The organism is Stutzerimonas stutzeri, assembly GCF_024448955.1.
Classification (GTDB): domain Bacteria; phylum Pseudomonadota; class Gammaproteobacteria; order Pseudomonadales; family Pseudomonadaceae; genus Stutzerimonas; species Stutzerimonas stutzeri_AQ.
Map to the genome: position 1 here is coordinate 64,773 of NZ_JAMOIH010000003.1, position 17,842 is coordinate 82,614.

Genomic DNA, 17,842 nt, shown 5'->3' on the forward strand with positions numbered 1-17,842 from the left:
TGACATTCACTACTATTTGGCCTCTTTCACGGATACAAGAGGCATGACCCATGCAGGCAAGCAAAGGTTTACTCGCCGCTCTGACGCTCACCGCGCTGTCAGGCGCTGTGCAAGCTGCCGATGAAGTAGTGGTTTACTCCTCGCGGATCGACGAGCTGATCAAGCCGGTTTTCGATGCGTACACGGCGAAAACAGGCGTCAACGTCAAATTCATCACCGACAAGGAAGCTCCGCTGATGGCCCGCATCAAGGCCGAAGGCGAGAACACTCCGGCAGATCTGCTGCTGACGGTGGACGGCGGCAACCTGTGGCAGGCCGAAGAAATGGGCATCCTGCAGCCGCTCAATTCGCAGGTGATAAAAGACAATATTCCCGCCCAGTACCGTTCCTCCACTGATGCTTGGACCGGCCTGTCGTTGCGCGCGCGGACCATCGTCTATTCACCGGAGCGGGTCGAAGAGGGCGAGCTGACCACCTACGAAGCGCTGGCGGACGAGCGCTGGGAAGGTCGTCTGTGCCTGCGCACGAGCAAGAAGGTCTACAACCAGTCGTTGACGGCCACCATGATCGAGACCCATGGTGCCGCGAAGACCGAAGAGATCATCAAGGATTGGGTGAACAATCTCGCAACCGACGTCTTCGCCGATGACAACGCCGTGATTCAGGCGGTCGATGCGGGGCAGTGCGATGTTGGCATCGTCAATAGCTACTATTACGGCCGTCTGCATGCACAAAATCCGGACCTGAAAGCCAAGCTGTTCTGGCCGAATCAGGAAGATCGCGGGGTTCACGTCAATCTTTCCGGCATCGGCCTGACCAAGCACGCGCCTAACCCAGAGGCCGCGCAAAAGCTGGTGGAGTGGATGACGACGCCTGAGGCGCAGAGCATCTTTGCCGGCACCAACATGGAATTCCCGGCCAACCCGAATGTAGAGCCGTCGGCGGAAGTGGCCGCGTGGGGCGATTTCAAGGCGGACACCATTCCGGTCGAAGTCGCCGGAAAGCGTCAGGCTGAAGCCATCATGCTGATGGATCGTGCGGGTTGGAGGTAAGCAGCCATAAGCCACAGGCTGCAAGTAGAAGAGCCTCTGGCTTTCGGCACCAGCCGCTAGCCTGATTAGCTTCCAGCTTCCAGCTTCCAGCTTCCAGTACCGATATACTCGACGCCCCCGCTTGCCGGGGGCGTTGTTTTTCTGCTTCCGAGGTCTGCGTGTCCCACCCCGTCGAGCACCGTTGGTATCCCATCTCCTTTGCAGTCGCGGCACTGGTGCTGTTGCCGCTGAGTGTGCTGCTATTCAGTTGGGGCGATATCGACACCAGTATCTGGTCGCATCTCTGGGAGACCCAGATACCGCGGCTGTTGGGCAACACGCTGACGCTGGTGCTTGGCGTCGGAATTGGGGTGACGGTGCTCGGGGTCAGTCTGGCCTGGTTGACCTCGCTGTGCGAATTTCCGGGGCGGCGCTGGCTGGATTGGGCGTTGATGCTGCCCTTTGCAATTCCTGCCTACGTGCTGGCATTCGTCTTCATCGGCTTGCTGGATTTCTCCGGTCCGGTGCAAACGCTGGCCCGCGAATGGTTCGGCACTGGGGTGCGGTTTCCCCGGGTTCGTTCCACGGGCGGTGTGATCATCGTGCTGGTGCTGGTGTTCTACCCTTACGTATATCTGCTCGCCCGGTCGGCATTCCTTGCCCAGGGCAAAGGATTGATGGAGGCGGCGCGGGTGCTCGGGCAGTCGCCCTGGAAAGCGTTCTGGAGTGTCGCGTTGCCCATGGCGCGACCGGCGATCGGCGCCGGGCTGGCGCTGGCGCTGATGGAGACGCTGGCCGACTTCGGTGCTGTCGCAGTGTTCAATTTCGACACCTTCACCACCGCCATCTACAAGACCTGGTATGGCTTTTTCAGCCTCACCAGCGCGACTCAGCTGGCCAGCCTTTTGCTGCTGGCGGTGATGCTGGTGCTCTATGGCGAACGCCGCGCGCGCGGCGCCGCCAGGCCTGCCAACGACCGAGCCCGGTCTGCCCTGCTGTATCGCCTTCGCGGTTTCAAGGCCTTTGCAGCCTGCGCCTGGTGTGGCCTGGTGTTCCTCTGCGCGTTCGTCATTCCGGTGCTGCAATTGCTGGTCTGGCTCTGGCAGCGCGGGCGTTTCGACTTCGATGAGCGTTATACCGCGCTGATTCTGCACACGCTCTACCTGGGTGGGTTTGCCGCGTTCATCACTGTCGCGGTGGCGCTGCTGCTGGCTTTCGCTCGGCGCCAGGCGCCGGTGCGCTCGGTTAAAGCGGCGGTCGGCCTGGCGAATCTCGGCTATGCACTGCCGGGGTCGGTGCTGGCCGTTTCGATCATGCTTGCGTTCAGCTATCTCGACCGTGAGCTGGTCATCCCGCTATCCGGATGGCTTGGCGGTGCTGGAAAACCGATTCTGCTCGGCAGTCTCGGCGCCTTGCTGCTGGCCTATCTGGTCCGCTTCATGGCGGTGGCGTTCGGGCCGCTGGAAAGCGCGTTGGCACGGATTCGACCTTCGCTGCCGCAGGCATCGCGCAGTCTCGGCGTGGCTGGGGCGGGGCTGTTTTTCCGGGTTTACCTGCCGTTGTTGCTGCCCGGCACGCTGAGTGCCGCGTTGCTGGTGTTCGTCGACGTGTTGAAAGAAATGCCGGCTACGCTGTTGATGCGGCCATTCGGCTGGGACACGCTGTCGGTAAGGATCTTCGAGATGACCAGCGAGGGTGAATGGGCGCGTGCCGCGCTGCCGGCATTGACGCTGGTGTTGGTCGGGCTGCTGCCGGTCATCCTGCTGATTCGCCGTTCGGCCCGCCGGATCGGCTGAGTTCGCTCCATCGCCTCACCGTGACCTGTCCCAACCTTGAAGCTACAATGCGCCATCCAAAAAATCGTCGGGCTTGTCTGCTCGGCTCTAATGAGCTTCACCCACGCCGCTTCGGCGACCTGCCCGGAAGGAGAAACCCATGGGTCAGCGTACTCCCCTCTACGATCAGCACCTCGCACTTGGCGCCAAAATGGTTGATTTCGGCGGCTGGGACATGCCGCTGCATTACGGCTCCCAAGTGGAAGAACATCATCAGGTGCGGCGTGATTGTGGAGTGTTCGACGTCTCCCACATGACGGTCGTCGATGTCGCTGGTACTGAAGCCAAGGCTTATCTCCAGCACCTGCTGGCCAACGATGTGAGCCGCCTGGGGCAGGTGGGCAAAGCGCTGTATACGGCGATGCTCAATGAGCGCGGCGGGGTGATCGACGATCTGATCGTCTACCTAACCGATTGGGGCTATCGCCTGGTCGTCAACGCCAGCACTCGCGACAAGGATCTGGCCTGGATGCAGGCGCAGACCGAAGGTTACTCGGTGGAAGTAAGTGAACGTCCTGAGCTGGCGATGCTGGCTATTCAGGGGCCGAATGCGCGGGCCAAGACAGCCGAGCTGGTCAGCCAACCTCGCGCTGCGCTGATTAACGAACTCAAGCCTTTCCACGGCCGGGCCGTTGGTGACTGGTTCATCGGTCGCACCGGCTATACCGGTGAGGACGGTCTGGAAATCATCCTGCCGGCCGAACAGGCTCCGGATTTCCTGAGTGAACTGGTCGGAGCCGGCATTTCACCGATTGGACTGGGCGCACGTGACACGCTGCGTCTGGAGGCCGGACTGAATCTCTACGGCCAGGACATGAACGAGGATGTCTCGCCGCTGCAGGCCAACATGGGCTGGACCGTAGCCTGGGAGCCAGCCGAGCGCGATTTCATCGGGCGCGCAGCTCTGGAGGTGCAGAAGACCCAGAGCGACCTGCAGAAGCTGGTGGGACTGGTGCTCGAAGAGCGCGGCGTGCTGCGTGCGCACCAGACCGTGCGGGTCAATGGTTCTGGCGAAGGCGAGATTACCAGCGGCAGTTTTTCGCCTACGCTTGGCAAAGCCATCGCGCTGGCGCGAGTCCCTGCCGCGGCCGGCGACCGCGCCGAGGTGGAAATCCGCGGTAAATGGTATCCCGTGCGTGTGGTGCAACCGACTTTCGTGCGTCACGGCAAAGTACTGGTGTAAATTCGGCCGACTGCTTCATCGCAGCGGGCCGTTAGAGCCTGCTTCGTGCTCGCAAACCGACAGTTTCTCGAGGACATAAGAAAATGAGCGACATCCCCAGCGATCTGCGTTACGCCGCCAGCCACGAATGGGCCCGCCATGAAGCCGACGGCAGTGTGACTGTCGGAATCTCCGATCACGCCCAGGAAGCGCTGGGCGACGTCGTGTTTGTGGAACTGCCGGAAGTCGGCCAGCAGCTCGCAGCCGGCCAGCAGGCGGGCGTGGTGGAATCGGTGAAAGCCGCTTCCGATATCTACGCTCCGGTTTCCGGGGAAGTGGTGGCCGTCAACGACCAGCTCACCGACTCGCCTGAAATGGTCAACAGCGAACCCTACGGTAGCTGGTTCTTCAGGCTTAAGCCGAACGACGCTGCGGAGCTGGACAAGTTGCTCGATGCAGAGGGCTACAAGGCCTCCTGCGACGCCGACGCCTAAGCGTTCCCTATCAAGAAGCCCCGCTCTGTCGGGGCTTTCCTTTTTTCGAGAGTAGCTGTCATGTCGCAAATGCCGCGCCTTTCCCAACTTCAGCAACCTGACGCCTTTCTGCGTCGCCATCTCGGTCCCGATGCAGCTGAACAGCAGGCCATGCTCGACCTGCTCGGGCTGTCCAGTCGTGAGCAGCTGATCGAGCAGACGGTGCCGCCGGCGATTCGCCTGGAGGGCGAGTTGGCGCTGCCGCCGGCATTGGACGAGCAGGGGGCGCTGGCACGGCTGCGTAGCTATGCCGAACAGAACGAGCTCTGGACCAGCCTGATCGGTATGGGCTACCACGGCACCATCACGCCGCCAGTCATTCTGCGTAACGTGCTGGAGAATCCAGGCTGGTACACCGCCTACACGCCCTATCAGCCGGAAATCGCCCAGGGCCGCCTGGAAGCGCTGCTGAACTTCCAGCAGCTGACCATCGACCTCGCCGGGCTGGATCTGGCCAACGCGTCGCTGCTCGACGAAGCGACTGCAGCGGCCGAAGCGATGACCTTGGCGCGGCGCATGGCCAAGAGCAAGAGCAACCGCTTCTTCGTCGACGAGAATTGCCATCCGCAAACGCTATCGGTCATGCAGACCCGTGCAGAGGCGTTCGGCTTCGAGCTGGTAATCGGTGCGATCGAGGAGATCGACGGGCAGGATCTGTTCGGCGGGCTGCTGCAGTATCCGGATACCCACGGCGAGATTCGCGACCTGCGACCGGCCATCGAACAGCTACACGCCAAGCAGGCGCTGGCCTGCGTCGCCGCCGATCTGCTCAGCCTGTTGCTGTTGACCCCGCCGGGTGAACTGGGCGCCGATGTGGTGCTCGGTTCGACTCAGCGCTTCGGTGTGCCGATGGGCTATGGCGGCCCGCATGCGGCCTACTTCGCTACGCGTGATGCGTTCAAGCGAGCAATGCCGGGACGGATTATCGGTGTGTCCAAGGATGCCCGCGGCAACACGGCGCTGCGCATGGCGCTGCAGACGCGCGAGCAACACATCCGGCGCGAGAAGGCCAACTCCAACATCTGCACCGCGCAGGTGCTGCTGGCCAATATCGCCAGCTGCTACGCCGTGTATCACGGCCCCGAGGGACTCAAGCGCATCGCCCAGCGTACCCATCGGCTGACCTCGATTCTGGCCAGTGCGCTGGAGCGAAAAGGCATCAAGCGCGTCAATCAGCATTTCTTCGACACCCTGACCCTGGAAGTCGGCGGCGCGCAGACGGCGATTCTCGAAAGCGCGCGAGCGGCACGGATCAACCTGCGCATTCTCGGGCGCGGCAAGCTCGGCGTCAGTCTTGACGAGGTCTGCAGCGAGGCGACAGTTCAGCAGTTGCTCGATGTCTTTCTGGGTGCCGATCACGGACTGGAAATCGCCAAGCTGGATGAGGGTGACATCCCCAGCGGCATCCCGTCCGAGCTGCAGCGCAGCAGCGCCTACCTGGCGCACCCGGTGTTCAATACCCATCACAGCGAAACCGAGATGCTGCGCTATCTCAAGCAGCTGGAAAATAAGGATCTGGCGCTGAACCAGGCGATGATCCCGCTCGGTTCCTGCACCATGAAACTCAACGCTACCAGCGAGATGATCCCCATCACCTGGCCGGAGTTCGCCAACCTGCATCCGTTCGCGCCACGCGAGCAGGCGCAGGGCTACAAGTTGATGATCGAGGAGCTGGAAGCCTGGCTTTGCGCGATAACCGGCTTCGATGCAATCTCGATGCAACCGAACTCCGGTGCCCAAGGTGAATACGCCGGGCTGGTGGCGATCCGCAAATATCACGAGAGTCGCGGTGAAGGTCAGCGCGATATCTGTCTGATCCCGTCCTCCGCTCACGGCACCAACCCGGCGTCGGCACAGATGGTCAGCATGCGCGTCGTCATCGTCGAGTGCGACAAGGCGGGCAACGTCGACCTGGAAGATCTCAAGCGCAAGGCTGCCGAGGCGGGTGACAAGCTCTCTTGCCTGATGATCACTTATCCGTCGACCCACGGCGTTTACGAGGAGGGCGTTCGCGAGATCTGCGAGGCGATCCATGCCCAGGGCGGCCAGGTCTACATGGACGGCGCCAACCTCAACGCCCAGGTCGGGCTGGCGCGGCCAGCGGACATTGGTGCCGACGTTTCGCACATGAACCTGCACAAAACCTTCTGCATTCCTCATGGTGGCGGTGGCCCGGGCATGGGCCCGATCGGCATCAAGGCGCATCTGCTGCCTTTCGTTTCCAACCATCCGGTGATCGAACTGCAAGGGCCGAATCCGGAGAATGGCGCGGTCAGTGCCGCGCCATGGGGTAGCGCGAGCATTTTGCCGATCAGCTGGATGTACATCGCGATGATGGGCCCGCAGCTGCGTGACGCCACGGAAATCGCGATCCTCAGCGCGAACTACCTAGCGGTGCGTCTCGATGAGGCATTCCCTGTGCTTTACAGCGGACGTAACGGTCGCGTGGCACATGAGTGCATCATCGATTTGCGGCCATTGAAAGCGCAAACCGGCATTACCGAAGAAGATGTCGCCAAGCGCCTCATCGACTATGGCTTCCACGCACCGACCATGTCCTTTCCCGTACCTGGCACATTGATGATCGAGCCTACGGAGAGCGAATCGAAGGTGGAGCTGGATCGCTTCGTCGAAGCGATGCTGAGCATTCGTGCCGAAATCGCCAAGGTCGAGAGCGGTGACTGGCCGGCCGAGGACAATCCGCTGGTACATGCGCCGCACACCCTGGCAGATGTGACCGGCGTTTGGGATCGTCCCTACAGCATCGCCGAGGGCGTGACGCCGAGTGCGCATTCTCAGGCGCATAAGTATTGGCCGGCGGTGAATAGGGTCGACAACGTCTTCGGCGATCGCAACCTGTTCTGCGCATGCGTGCCGGTGGATGACTATCGCGAGTAGCGGTGAGTGGCTGCCCGCTCTGGATCGATTCCAGGCGGGCGGCATTGCATCGGATAAAGGGGTCAGTCTTGTGACGATTGTTCGTCGTGAGTCTCGTCACTGTCCTCGCCAATCATCCCCAGCAGCTGCGCCAGCACCAGCTGCGCCTCTTCCACGCCCTGACGTTTCGGCGCCGAGAAAAGCTGCACGCTGACGCCGTCTCCCCAGCCCTTGCGAATGTCTCGCTGGATTGCCAATAGGGCGTTCTTCGCCGCACCGAAGGCCAGCTTGTCTGACTTGGTCAGCAGGATATGCAGTGGCATGTCGCTGGCGGTGGACCAGTCGAGCATCATTCGGTCGAACTCGGTCAGCGGATGGCGGATATCCATCATCAGGAACACGCCAGCGAGACTCTCGCGGCTGCTCAGATAGGCTTCCAGGTGGCGCTGCCAGTGCTGCTTCAATGGAATCGGCACCTTGGCGTAGCCATAGCCGGGAAGATCGACCAGTCGGCGATCGTCATCGAGGCGAAAGAAATTGAGCAGCTGGGTGCGGCCCGGCGTCTTCGACGTACGGGCGAGGCTGGCGTGAGTCAGGGTGTTCAGCGCACTGGACTTACCCGCATTCGACCGGCCGGCGAAAGCGACTTCAAGGCCCTCGTCAGCCGGGCATTGATCGACCTTGGCGGCGCTGGTCATGAACGTGGCTTGCTGGCAGAGGCCGAGAATCGGGTTTTTTGGGAGCATGGGCTTTCCGGTGAGCGCGCGGGGTGCGGCAATGGTTCATTTCCGTTTCAGGACCGCCAGTATATAATGCCGCAGATTTTGTGTGCGCTTTGGTCTCGAAAGAGCCTATACAACGGCTCGCCGGCTGTGGCGGGAGTTATCGCTAACGCGCTCGGTGCGAGACCGGATGCCACCTTCAAACGAGCATGCCATGGCTCAATAGCTGGCTGCCGAATAAGATTCCTTTTTAACCCTTAGCCGTAGTTGGATGAGCTGATGAACAAAGTACTCGTGAGTCTGCTGTTGACCCTTGGCATCACCGGTATCGCCCACGCGGCTGGAAATGCCGAAGCCGGTCAGGAAAAGATTGCCGTCTGTGGCGCCTGCCACGGCGCCGATGGCAACAGTCCCGCACCGAACTTCCCCAAACTGGCAGGCCAGGGCGAGAGTTATCTGCTCAAGCAGCTACAAGACATCAAGGCCGGCAGCACTCCGGGCGCCCCGGAAGGCGTTGGGCGCAAGGTGCTGGAAATGACCGGTATGCTCGACCCCTACAACGATCAGGATCTGGCCGACATCGCCGCCTATTTCGCCAGCCAGAAGATGACCGTTGGCATGGCCGATCCGGCGCTGGTCGAGCAAGGTGAACAACTGTTCCGCGGTGGCAAACTGGACCTGGGCATGCCGGCCTGCACCGGCTGTCACGCGCCGAACGGAGTCGGTAACGACCTGGCGGGCTTCCCGCAGCTGGGCGGTCAGCACGCTGCCTACACGGCCAAGCAGCTCACTGATTTCCGCGAAGGCAACCGCACCAATGACGGTGACACCATGATTATGCGGACCATCGCCGCCAAGCTGAGCAACAAGGACATCGAAGCGCTGTCCAGCTACATCCAGGGTCTGCACTGATAGCATCGGCGCAGCCGATATGGAGGGCGTTCAGGTGAGAGCCTGAGCGCCCTTTTTGCTTTGCGCCGCTACAATGATTGTCAAGATATTGAAAAGCGGCGAAAAGCGCTGGCGAGCACGAATGATTTGCTGCAGCCTGTGGCGCTATCGGTCAGCCGTTCAAGCCAAGGGAGTCACCATGCGTAAACTCGTTCTCAGTGCCGTTCTCGTAACCGCCAGCCTGTTCGGCTTGCCGGCCCACGCGGCGGAATTCCAGGCGGGCAAGGAATATGTCGAACTCAAGACTCCGGTACCGGTAGCCGAACCGGACAAGATCGAGGTCGTCGAGCTGTTCTGGTACGGCTGCCCACATTGCTACCAGTTCGAGCCGATCATCAACCCATGGGTCGCAGAGCTGCCGGATGACGTGGATTTCAAGCGCATCCCGGCCATGTTCGGTGGCGTCTGGAACGTCCATGGTCAGATGTTCCTGGCGCTGGAATCCATGAACGTCGAGCAGAAGGTTCACGACGCGGTATTCAATGCCTATCACCGCGACGGCAAGAAGCTGGACACGCCGGAAAAAATGGCTGAATTCCTTGCCGGGGAAGGCGTCGATCAGGAGGCGTTCCTCAAGGCCTATAACTCCTTCGGTGTGAAAAGCCGCGCCGAGCAGGCAAAAAAGCAGGCCATGGCGTATCAGATCACTGGCGTACCGGTCATGATCGTCAACGGCAAGTACCGTTTCGATATCGGCTCCGCAGGCGGCCCAGAGCGTGCGCTGGAAGTCGCCGACTTCCTGATCGAAAAAGAACGGGCAGCCCGGTAAGCGCCAAATGTTGCGCCGTTGGAGTTCACCACGCCTGGCCGGACCCGGTCAGGCACGGGTCAACCCACTCTGCCTGGACTCCAGCGGACTTCCGTGTAACGGGCGGTTGCGCCTGCTCAGCTTCAACATTCAAGTAGGTATCAGTACCGAGCGTTACCATCACTACCTGACACGCAGCTGGCAGCATCTACTGCCGCATCCGGGGCGAACCGGAAATCTGCAGCGCATTGGCGACCTTCTCGGCAATTACGATCTGGTAGCGCTACAGGAAGCCGACGGCGGCAGCATGCGCTCCGGCTACATCAATCAGGTGGAACACCTCGCGCAGCTCGGGTCCTTTCCTTACTGGTATCAGCAGCTGAACCGCAATCTGGGTCGTTTTGCCCAGCACAGTAACGGCGTACTCAGCCGTCTGGAGCCGCAGGGGCTGGAAGATCACCCGTTACCCGGCCCGTCCGGACGCGGCGCTATCCTGCTGCGGTTTGGTGAGGGCGAGGATGCGCTGGCAGTGGTCATCATGCATCTGGCGCTCGGCGGTGGCACCAGAACGCGCCAGCTTGCCTATATACGTGACCTGATTGGGGGCTACCGTCATCAGGTATTGATGGGCGACATGAATACCCATGCCAGCGATTTGCTCGAAAACTCGCCGTTGCGTGACCTTGGGCTGCAGGCCCCGCAGATCGAGGCGACCTTTCCCAGCTGGCGTCCGCAGCGCTGCCTCGACCACATATTGCTGAGTCCGAGCCTGACACTGGAGCGCGTCGACGTACTGGCGAAAAGCAGTTCGGATCACCTGCCCGTAGCCGTGGAGATTCGCCTGCCCGACTCATTGCATGGAGATGCCCTGCCGATGCCGGTAAGCACGCAGACATGAGCGACGACACGCAGCGCTGGAAGGAAAAGTACCTGCAATTGGTGGAGCAGCAGGAACAGCTCGAAGAGCGTTGGCGCTCGCATCTCGATTTGCTACGGCGCAGCCTGGTGCGCAGCAGCTATGCCGTGGATGGCACCGACCCGGTCGTCGAGCAGTGCATGCAAGAGCTTCGCGAAGTCCTGCGTGACGATGTGCCTGAAGATCGTCTGGCGGCGCTGGTGCCGCGTCTCGAACGCGCCGTGCTGGACACCGAGCGACGCAAGAAGGAGCGTTTGGAGCACCTGAGCCGGTCCTTGCACCGTCTGGTCGCGCAGTTGCTGGCATTACCATTGCCCCGCGAGGTTCGCCAGCCGTTGAAGCGTTTTGCGCGGCAGCTCGATGAACGGGCCGCGCAGCCGTTCGAGTTGCCGGCTTTGCTCGGTGAGCTGGGTGAGTTCCAAGATCGAGCGTTGACCCTGCAGCTAGCCGAGACAGGCGGCTCGGTGGGTCTACTCGGCAGGCTGTTCGGCCAGCGGACACGGACTACGGAACGACTTCCGGGTCCTAGCGCTGTGGATTCGTCGGACACGATCGAAACCGCTCGAACAGATCTGCCGGAACTCGACGAAACAGCGTCAACTCCGCGAATGGAGCCGTTGACCGCTGGCGGCCGCCAACAGCCGGTCGAGGCTGATCGTGGTGACGTGAACGAGGCGCTCTGTCTGGAGGCGGCCATCGCGCCAGTGGCTTCTGCTGCTCCGGTGGCCGAGGTCCACGTCCTTCCTGCCTCGCCCGAGCAAGCCTACAGCGCCATCGCCGAGCGGGTGGAGTCTGCGTTGTATAACCTGCTCGATGGCCTGCAATTGCCAGAACACCAGCAGCCGCAGTCGATGGCACTTCGAGAGCGAATCGAGCAAGGGCTGAACTGGTATGAACTGGTGCCGCTTCTAGATGATCTGGCGCAGCTGATAATTGCGGCGGCTGATCAGGGGCAGCGCGAGTTCGAGAGCTACTTGAAGCAGCTCAATGAGCGCCTGGCGACCATGCAGGACAACCTTCGCGCTGCCCATAAGGGGCATGCGCAGAGCAGGGAAACCGCGCAAGCGCTGGATGAGCAGCTGCGTTACCAGGTGGATGGCTTACAGAGCAGTATGCTCAACGCCAAGGATCTGCCAACACTGAAGCACGCCGTTCAGACCCGAATCGATCGTTTGCTCGAGACGGTCGATACCTATGAGCAACAGCGCGGCGAGCATGAGCAGACTGTTGGTGAAAGGCTTAACGTTCTAGTTGAGCGGGTTGCGAGTCTTGAATTGGCTGCTAGCACGATGCGAGATCGTCTCGAAGAACAGCGGCAAATCGCCTTGCGTGACCCGCTGACCGAACTTCCCAACCGCGCTGCATGGGATGAACGCCTGGAGTTGGAAGTGGCGCGTCAGCAACGCTACGGCGGCCAGCTGCTGCTGGCCGTGCTGGACGTCGACCATTTCAAACGTATCAATGACAGTTTCGGCCATCTCGCCGGCGATCGCGTGCTCAAGATCGTTGCAGGTGAGCTGCGCAAACGGCTGCGCAAGACCGATTTCATTGCCCGTTTCGGTGGAGAAGAGTTTGCGCTACTGCTGCCTGAAACACCGGCAGAGGCGGGCCTGAATTTGCTCGAAAGCCTGCGTACGGGCATACAGAACTGCCCGTTTCACTTCAAGGGAGAGCGCATCCAGGTAACGCTATCGGGAGGGTTCGCAAGTTTCGCCCAGGCCGATCAGCCCGAGCAGGTGTTCGAGCGCGCCGACCGCGCGCTCTATCGGGCCAAGGATGCCGGGCGCAATCGTATCGAAGCGGGCTGACCAGCCGCTCTGGGAGCGGGTTGGGCGCCTCGGTATAATCCCTTCCCCTTATCCCCCTTATTCCAGCACCAACTCTCGCGGTGCTGCGCCGCTGGCCGCTGCGTACTGTCCGTCCAGCTGCCGATGTCTGTGTCATTTCGCTGTCGACAGGGGTACCGATGAAAGCCTTGATTCTTGCCGCGTTTGCCTTGCTGCTCGCAGGCTGCGCCAGTGGCCCGCGTATCGATACCAGCCATACGTCCATTGGCCAGGACAGCAGGGTGCAGTTCATCGTCCTGCATTACACATCAACCGATCTTCAGCACTCGCTCGATATCCTCAAGGGTGACGGCGTCAGCAGTCATTACCTGATCGCAGAGGCGCCAGCGACCATTTACCAGTTGGTCGACGAGGATCGCCGCGCCTGGCATGCCGGCGATAGCCAATGGAATGGCCGCACCTGGCTCAACTCCAGTTCCATCGGCATCGAGTTGGTCAACCGCGGTTATATCGAAGGCGAGAGCGGGCGGCTCTGGTATCCCTATTCCGAGCAACAGATCGACGCGCTGATCGTGCTGCTCAAGGACATGATGCAGCGCCATGGCCTGAAGCCGGGCGCCATCGTCGGCCACAGCGATATTGCCCCGCAGCGAAAGGTCGATCCCGGCCCGCTGTTTCCCTGGAAGCGCCTGGCCGACGCCGGACTGGTGCCTTGGCCGGACGCCGCCGAAGTCGCACGTCAGCGCAGCCTGTTCGCCATGCAATTGCCGGATGTGGCCTGGTTCCAGGAGCAGCTCGTCAGGCAGGGTTATCAAGTGCCGAAGCACGGCCATCTCGATCTTGAAACGCGCAACGTGATCGCGGCCTTTCAGATGAAGTATCGCCCGACACGCTTTGACGGCGAACCGGATGCCGAAACCGCCGCGATTCTCGCCGCGCTAGACTCTCAGCGTTGAGCTGCACTCAGGCGCTTGGAATGCAGCCGATCAGCCGCGAGTCGGCCAGCGCAGCGGTGCGATGGATGGCTGCCGCCTGGTATTCCTCATCCGCCAGCATCGCCAGGAAGGCTTCCGGCGAGGGATATCGCACCAGCAGCATTTGATCCCAGCGCTCCTGGTCCGGGGCTATCAACGCGAACTGAGCTCTGGCGGCTACCTGTACCTCACCCCCGGCCGCCCGCACCTTGCGTAGCGCGGTGCGGCTGTAGCGAGCATAGGCCTCCGTGCCGCTGCATGGTGCTTGTTCGCTGTCGACGGGATAGGCCGCCTCGTGATTGAAACGCAGCAGATTGAGCATGAGGATCGGTTCGCCGGCCGGCATCTGCTCGGCGAAGTGCTTCAGCTGTTCGACGCTGGGATTGAGGCTGGGCATGCGCGGCTCCTGATTGTTCTTCTAGGCCCTGCCTGCTCAGATCGGCAGGGCGATGTAGAAGATGGTGCCGTGACCGATTCGCGAATGCACGCCGATACGACCACCATGCAGTTGGGCAATTTCCTTGCATAAGGCCAACCCCAGTCCGGCACCACCGCGGCGGCGACCGATCTGCACGAACGGCTCGAAGATTCTCGCCTGCTGGCTGTAGGGAATTCCTTCGCCATTGTCTTCAACGCTGAGGATCACCCGCTCGCCGTGGTGCCGCGCCAGCAGGCGGATCTCGCCACCCTCGGGGGTGTGCCGCAACGCATTGCTGAGAAGATTGTCGAGCACTCGCTCCATCTGTTGCCGGTCCAGTAGCAGGTTAGGCAGCGGCTCCTGCAGTTCCAGTTCGATATCAATATCGCTCTGCGCGGCGACGGCCTGGAAGCGCTGGCGCGCTTGCTCGAGCAGCTCGCTCGGGTCGCATGGCTCGCGCTCTAGTTTTTGTTGGCCGCTCTGGTAACGCGAGAAATTCAGCAGATCGTTGATCAGCGTGACCAGACGCTGCATCTCCTCATGCACGGTGCTGAACAGGTCGGCCTCGCGGCTACTGTCCGGATAGTGCGTCCGCTCGCGCAGCAGGCTGAATGCCATCTGCATGCCGGTAACCGGAGTACGCAGCTCGTGCGAAGCGCGCAGGACGAACTCGTTGCGTACGCGCTCGAAGGTGCGCTGGTCGGTGACATCGTGGAGGACCATTACCGCGCCGCTGATGCGTCCGTCGTGATGATTCACTGGACTCAAGCGCCACGACAACAGCCTGCGCTCGCCGTCCGCTTCGATCACCAGATCCTCCGGCGGGCCGGATAATGGCTTGTCATCCAGCACCTGTTGCGCGGCCTCGTCCAGTTCCGGATAACCGAGGGCCTGACCGAGTGTCGAACCCAGGTGCTCGTTTTCCCACGCCAACTGCCGTTGTGCGACCGGATTGGCATGCTCCAGCCGGCCCTGGCGGTCGACGATCAGCAGGCCGTCATCGATGCTGTCCAGTAACGCCTGCAGGCGCTGTTGGCCATTGACCAGCGCCTCGACATTGGTTTGCTTGAATTGGTGCAGGGCCTGCGCCATCAGACCGAAGCGGCGGATCAGCGAGGACAGTTCGGCAATGGGCGAGGAGGGCAGGTCGATGCTGAAATCGCCGCGACCGATCTGGTCGGCCACACCGGACAGCTGTTCGATCGGATCGCCAAAGCGGCGGGCGAAGCTGTGCGCAGTGATGAAGCCGATCAGCAGTACCGCAATCCCGGTCAGACCGAGCAGTCCGGCCAGCAGCTGCGCCCGTTCACGGCTGCGAATCTCGGTGTCGCGAATCTGGGCGTATGCACTGTGCTGCATCTCGACCATCAGCTCACGTACGCGATTGAAGGACTGGCTCAGGGCATTGTCTTCCAGCAGCGTCCAGTTCAGGCTCGCGGGCGTCTCCAGTTCGTTGATGAAGCTGGCGTATGCCTCTCCGATCGCCCGGTACGCCTGTTGGTCGGTCGCCTCCGTTGCCTGGGACAACCCGCGTGACAATGCCGTCTGGAACACCTCGCTCGATTCTGCGAACGCGGCGCCGTCACGCTCCTCGCGTACCAATAGCAGCAGATGATTGCTCAGGGCCTGGCGTAACTGCTGGTTGACCTCGATCACGCCGAAGTTGTCGCGGATGAGCTTTTCCTGGCTCTGGGCCATCTGCACCACGCTGACCAGTGCTAGCACCAGCCCTAGTAGTGCCACGGTCATCAATGCCGAGAAACCCAGGAAGAGACGGGTTCTCAGCTTCATCTGGATTTTCATAAGCCGTATTGCTTGCGCTTTCGGTAGAGCGTCGAGGCGTCGATGCCGAGAATCCGGGCGGCCTGTTCAAGGGTGTCGCTGGTGCTCAACACGCCGGAGATATGCGCTTTCTCCAGATCCTCGAGGCTGAGCGGCTCACCGATGCGTGGTGCGTTGTTGACGCTCTGGTCGGCCAGCCCGAGATGGCTGACTTCGATCATCTCCTGCGGGCAGATGATGCTGGCGCGCTCGACCACGTTGCGCAATTCGCGCACGTTGCCAGGCCAGCGATAGGTTCGCAGTGCCGCGATGGCATTGTCGCTGAAGCCGCGTGCTGGTCGACCATAGTTCTTGACGAAGAACGCGAGGAAGCGCTCGGCCAGCGCAACAACGTCTTCCGGACGCTCGCGCATCGGCGGCAGGTTTAAGGTAATGACGTTCAGGCGATAGAGCAGATCCTCGCGGAAGCGCCCTTCACGCACCATTTCCTCAAGATTCAAGTTAGTCGCGGCGAGGATGCGCACATCGGCACGCCGCGTGACCGGATCACCGACGCGTTCGTATTCCTTGTCCTGAATGAATCTGAGCAGCTTGGGTTGCAGGGCCAGAGGAAAGTCGCCGATTTCGTCGAGGAACAGCGTGCCGCCGTCAGCCTGGTTGACGCGCCCGAGAGTGCTTTCAGTCGCGCCGGTGAAGGCGCCGCGGTTGTGCCCGAACAGCTCGCTTTCCATCAGGTCCGCCGACAGCGATGGACAGTTGATGGTGATGAAGGCTTTCTTCGCGCGACGGCTCCAATTGTGGATCGCCCGCGCCAGTTCGCCCTTGCCGGTACCGGATTCGCCGAGAATCAGGATGTTCGCATCGGTGTCGGCCACCTGTCGGCCGGTCTCCAGGACGCTCATCATCGCCGGGCTATAAGATCCCAGCGCGTCACTGCGCTTCTGCACCTCTCCTTCCAGCGCTTCCAGCCGCGCCGCCATCTGGCGGACCTCCAGCTGCTTGGCGGCTGACAGGCGCAATTGCTCCGGGCTGCACGGCTTGACCAGATAGTCCGCAGCGCCGGCCTGCATGGCGTCCACCGCGGTATCCACGGCCGAATGAGCGGTGACGATCACGACGCGCATCCAGGGCGCGAGTACACGCATCTGTTGAAGGACGTCGAGGCCGTTGTCTTCGCCAAGGCGTAAATCGAGGAAGCACAGGTCGAACACCTGACGCTGCAGAATCGCTTCGGCCTGCGAGGCGCTAGCGGCCGTGACTACCGTGTAGCCCCGATCCTCGAGGCAGTAGCGGAAAGTACGCAGGATCGCGGCTTCGTCATCTACCAGGAGAATGCGCCCACCGCTGTCGGTCGTTTGGTCCATGGATGCTCCAGTCAGGCAAAGGCGGCTTTGCTGGCCAATCGGGAAATAGTCGGGTCTTGTCGAGTGCTCGGATCGCCGAGCCTATGTTGGCGCCTGCTTTAGTCTACGAAAAGGCTTGCAAGTTGCACGGTGTCATTGAGCCTTTCCTGCACCCTGCAATCAATCATCAAGCGCAACGCCTGCGCAAGTGTTTGATTATGAAGGCAGCGGGTTTTGCGTTCGTCTGGCACGCAGCTTGCGGCCAAACCTTCGGAACGCGCTCGACCGGTTCGGTTCGCGCATCGTAGCAGTCATCCCGGAGGCCATATGAATCAGAACATGAGTCAGCTCAACGAGCTTATCGAGATCACCCGTGACGGCCAGCATTTCTACCAACACGCGCTTGACGTCGTAAAGGACGTCGAGTTGCAACATCTGTTTCGCGACCTCGCTCAGGCCAAGACCCACATTATTCAAGCGCTGTCGGTGAAAGTCGCTGCCAACCAGGAGCAACCGGCCCAGGGCGGCACCACTGCCGGCAAATTACGCGAGATGTATGCCGACACCAAAGCACGCCTCGGTGATGCCGATGCTGTGTACATCGATCAGCTGGATCAGACGGAAGAACGCATCCTCAATGCATTCGAAGATGCCTTGAAAACTGCCGAACCGGATGTGAGGGCGTTACTGGCCATTGAGCTGCCGAAAATACGCGCCTGCCACGAGAAGATTCACAGGCTCAACCACGGCTCGGCCCTTTGAG

15 protein-coding genes are annotated in these 17,842 nt (G+C 61.3%); 11 read left to right on the top strand and 4 right to left on the bottom strand.

The features are described 5' to 3' along the window. Positions 1-50 precede the first annotated feature (50 nt). The 5 genes from NA645_RS03815 to gcvP all read left to right on the top strand — a co-directional run bounded on the left by NA645_RS03815 (position 51) and on the right by gcvP (position 7,459). On the top strand, positions 51-1,052 hold the full coding sequence (locus NA645_RS03815) for an extracellular solute-binding protein (RefSeq protein WP_256047604.1): 1,002 nt from the start codon (positions 51-53) through the stop codon (positions 1,050-1,052). A 158-nt stretch (positions 1,053-1,210) separates the two neighbouring features. Continuing rightward, a complete protein-coding gene (locus NA645_RS03820) occupies positions 1,211-2,827 on the top strand; it encodes an ABC transporter permease (RefSeq protein ID WP_256047605.1) in 1,617 nt (538 codons plus the stop codon). A gap of 139 nt (positions 2,828-2,966) precedes the next feature. Continuing rightward, complete coding sequence (gcvT, locus tag NA645_RS03825) at positions 2,967-4,049, top strand: glycine cleavage system aminomethyltransferase GcvT (RefSeq protein WP_256047606.1); 1,083 nt, start codon at positions 2,967-2,969, stop codon at positions 4,047-4,049. 83 nt (positions 4,050-4,132) lie between these two features. Further along, positions 4,133-4,522 carry a glycine cleavage system protein GcvH gene (gcvH, locus tag NA645_RS03830; protein ID WP_256047607.1) on the top strand — a complete coding sequence of 130 codons (390 nt, stop codon included), beginning with the start codon at positions 4,133-4,135 and terminating at the stop codon, positions 4,520-4,522. A 60-nt stretch (positions 4,523-4,582) separates the two neighbouring features. Beyond that, positions 4,583-7,459 (top strand): aminomethyl-transferring glycine dehydrogenase, encoded by a 2,877-nt coding sequence (gene gcvP, locus NA645_RS03835; RefSeq protein WP_256047608.1) that lies wholly within the window; start codon positions 4,583-4,585, stop codon positions 7,457-7,459. Between the two features lie 62 nt (positions 7,460-7,521). Here gcvP and yihA read toward each other — a convergent pair whose 3' ends face one another. Next, positions 7,522-8,184 carry a ribosome biogenesis GTP-binding protein YihA/YsxC gene (yihA, locus tag NA645_RS03840; RefSeq protein ID WP_256047609.1) on the bottom strand — a complete coding sequence of 221 codons (663 nt, stop codon included), beginning with the start codon at positions 8,182-8,184 and terminating at the stop codon, positions 7,522-7,524. 255 nt (positions 8,185-8,439) lie between these two features. Here yihA and NA645_RS03845 point away from each other — a divergent pair, with 255 nt between their 5' ends. From NA645_RS03845 to NA645_RS03865, 5 genes are all read left to right on the top strand, one after another. Continuing rightward, on the top strand, positions 8,440-9,072 hold the full coding sequence (locus tag NA645_RS03845; protein ID WP_256047610.1) for a c-type cytochrome: 633 nt from the start codon (positions 8,440-8,442) through the stop codon (positions 9,070-9,072). Positions 9,073-9,250: 178 nt separating this feature from the next. After that, positions 9,251-9,880 carry a thiol:disulfide interchange protein DsbA/DsbL gene (locus NA645_RS03850; RefSeq protein WP_256047611.1) on the top strand — a complete coding sequence of 210 codons (630 nt, stop codon included), beginning with the start codon at positions 9,251-9,253 and terminating at the stop codon, positions 9,878-9,880. Between the two features lie 7 nt (positions 9,881-9,887). Then, complete coding sequence (locus NA645_RS03855) at positions 9,888-10,757, top strand: endonuclease/exonuclease/phosphatase family protein (protein ID WP_256047612.1); 870 nt, start codon at positions 9,888-9,890, stop codon at positions 10,755-10,757. After that, entirely contained in the window at positions 10,754-12,583 is a 1,830-nt protein-coding gene (locus tag NA645_RS03860) for a GGDEF domain-containing protein (RefSeq protein ID WP_256047613.1), read from the top strand. Before NA645_RS03855 ends, NA645_RS03860 begins: the two co-directional genes overlap by 4 nt. A 158-nt stretch (positions 12,584-12,741) precedes the next feature. Beyond that, the gene (locus NA645_RS03865) at positions 12,742-13,518 is read left to right on the top strand and encodes an N-acetylmuramoyl-L-alanine amidase (protein WP_256047614.1); all 777 of its coding nucleotides are present in this window, start codon (positions 12,742-12,744) and stop codon (positions 13,516-13,518) included. 7 nt (positions 13,519-13,525) lie between these two features. On the opposite strand, the gene NA645_RS03870 is transcribed toward NA645_RS03865, so the two are convergent. The 3 genes from NA645_RS03870 to algB are packed head-to-tail and all read right to left on the bottom strand — an operon-like array spanning position 13,526 to position 17,100. Further along, a complete protein-coding gene (locus NA645_RS03870; RefSeq protein ID WP_256047615.1) occupies positions 13,526-13,933 on the bottom strand; it encodes a DUF1330 domain-containing protein in 408 nt (135 codons plus the stop codon). A 36-nt stretch (positions 13,934-13,969) separates the two neighbouring features. Beyond that, entirely contained in the window at positions 13,970-15,757 is a 1,788-nt protein-coding gene (locus tag NA645_RS03875) for a KinB sensor domain-containing domain (protein WP_256047616.1), read from the bottom strand. Next, positions 15,754-17,100: a sigma-54-dependent response regulator transcription factor AlgB gene (gene algB, locus NA645_RS03880; RefSeq protein WP_256047617.1), complete on the bottom strand. Its 1,347-nt coding sequence runs from the start codon at positions 17,098-17,100 to the stop codon at positions 15,754-15,756. Before algB ends, NA645_RS03875 begins: the two co-directional genes overlap by 4 nt. A 306-nt stretch (positions 17,101-17,406) precedes the next feature. On the opposite strand from algB, the gene NA645_RS03885 reads away from it, so the two are divergent. After that, positions 17,407-17,841, top strand: a complete 435-nt coding sequence (locus NA645_RS03885) for a ferritin-like domain-containing protein (RefSeq protein ID WP_256047618.1) — start codon at positions 17,407-17,409, stop codon at positions 17,839-17,841. Position 17,842 lies beyond the last annotated feature (1 nt).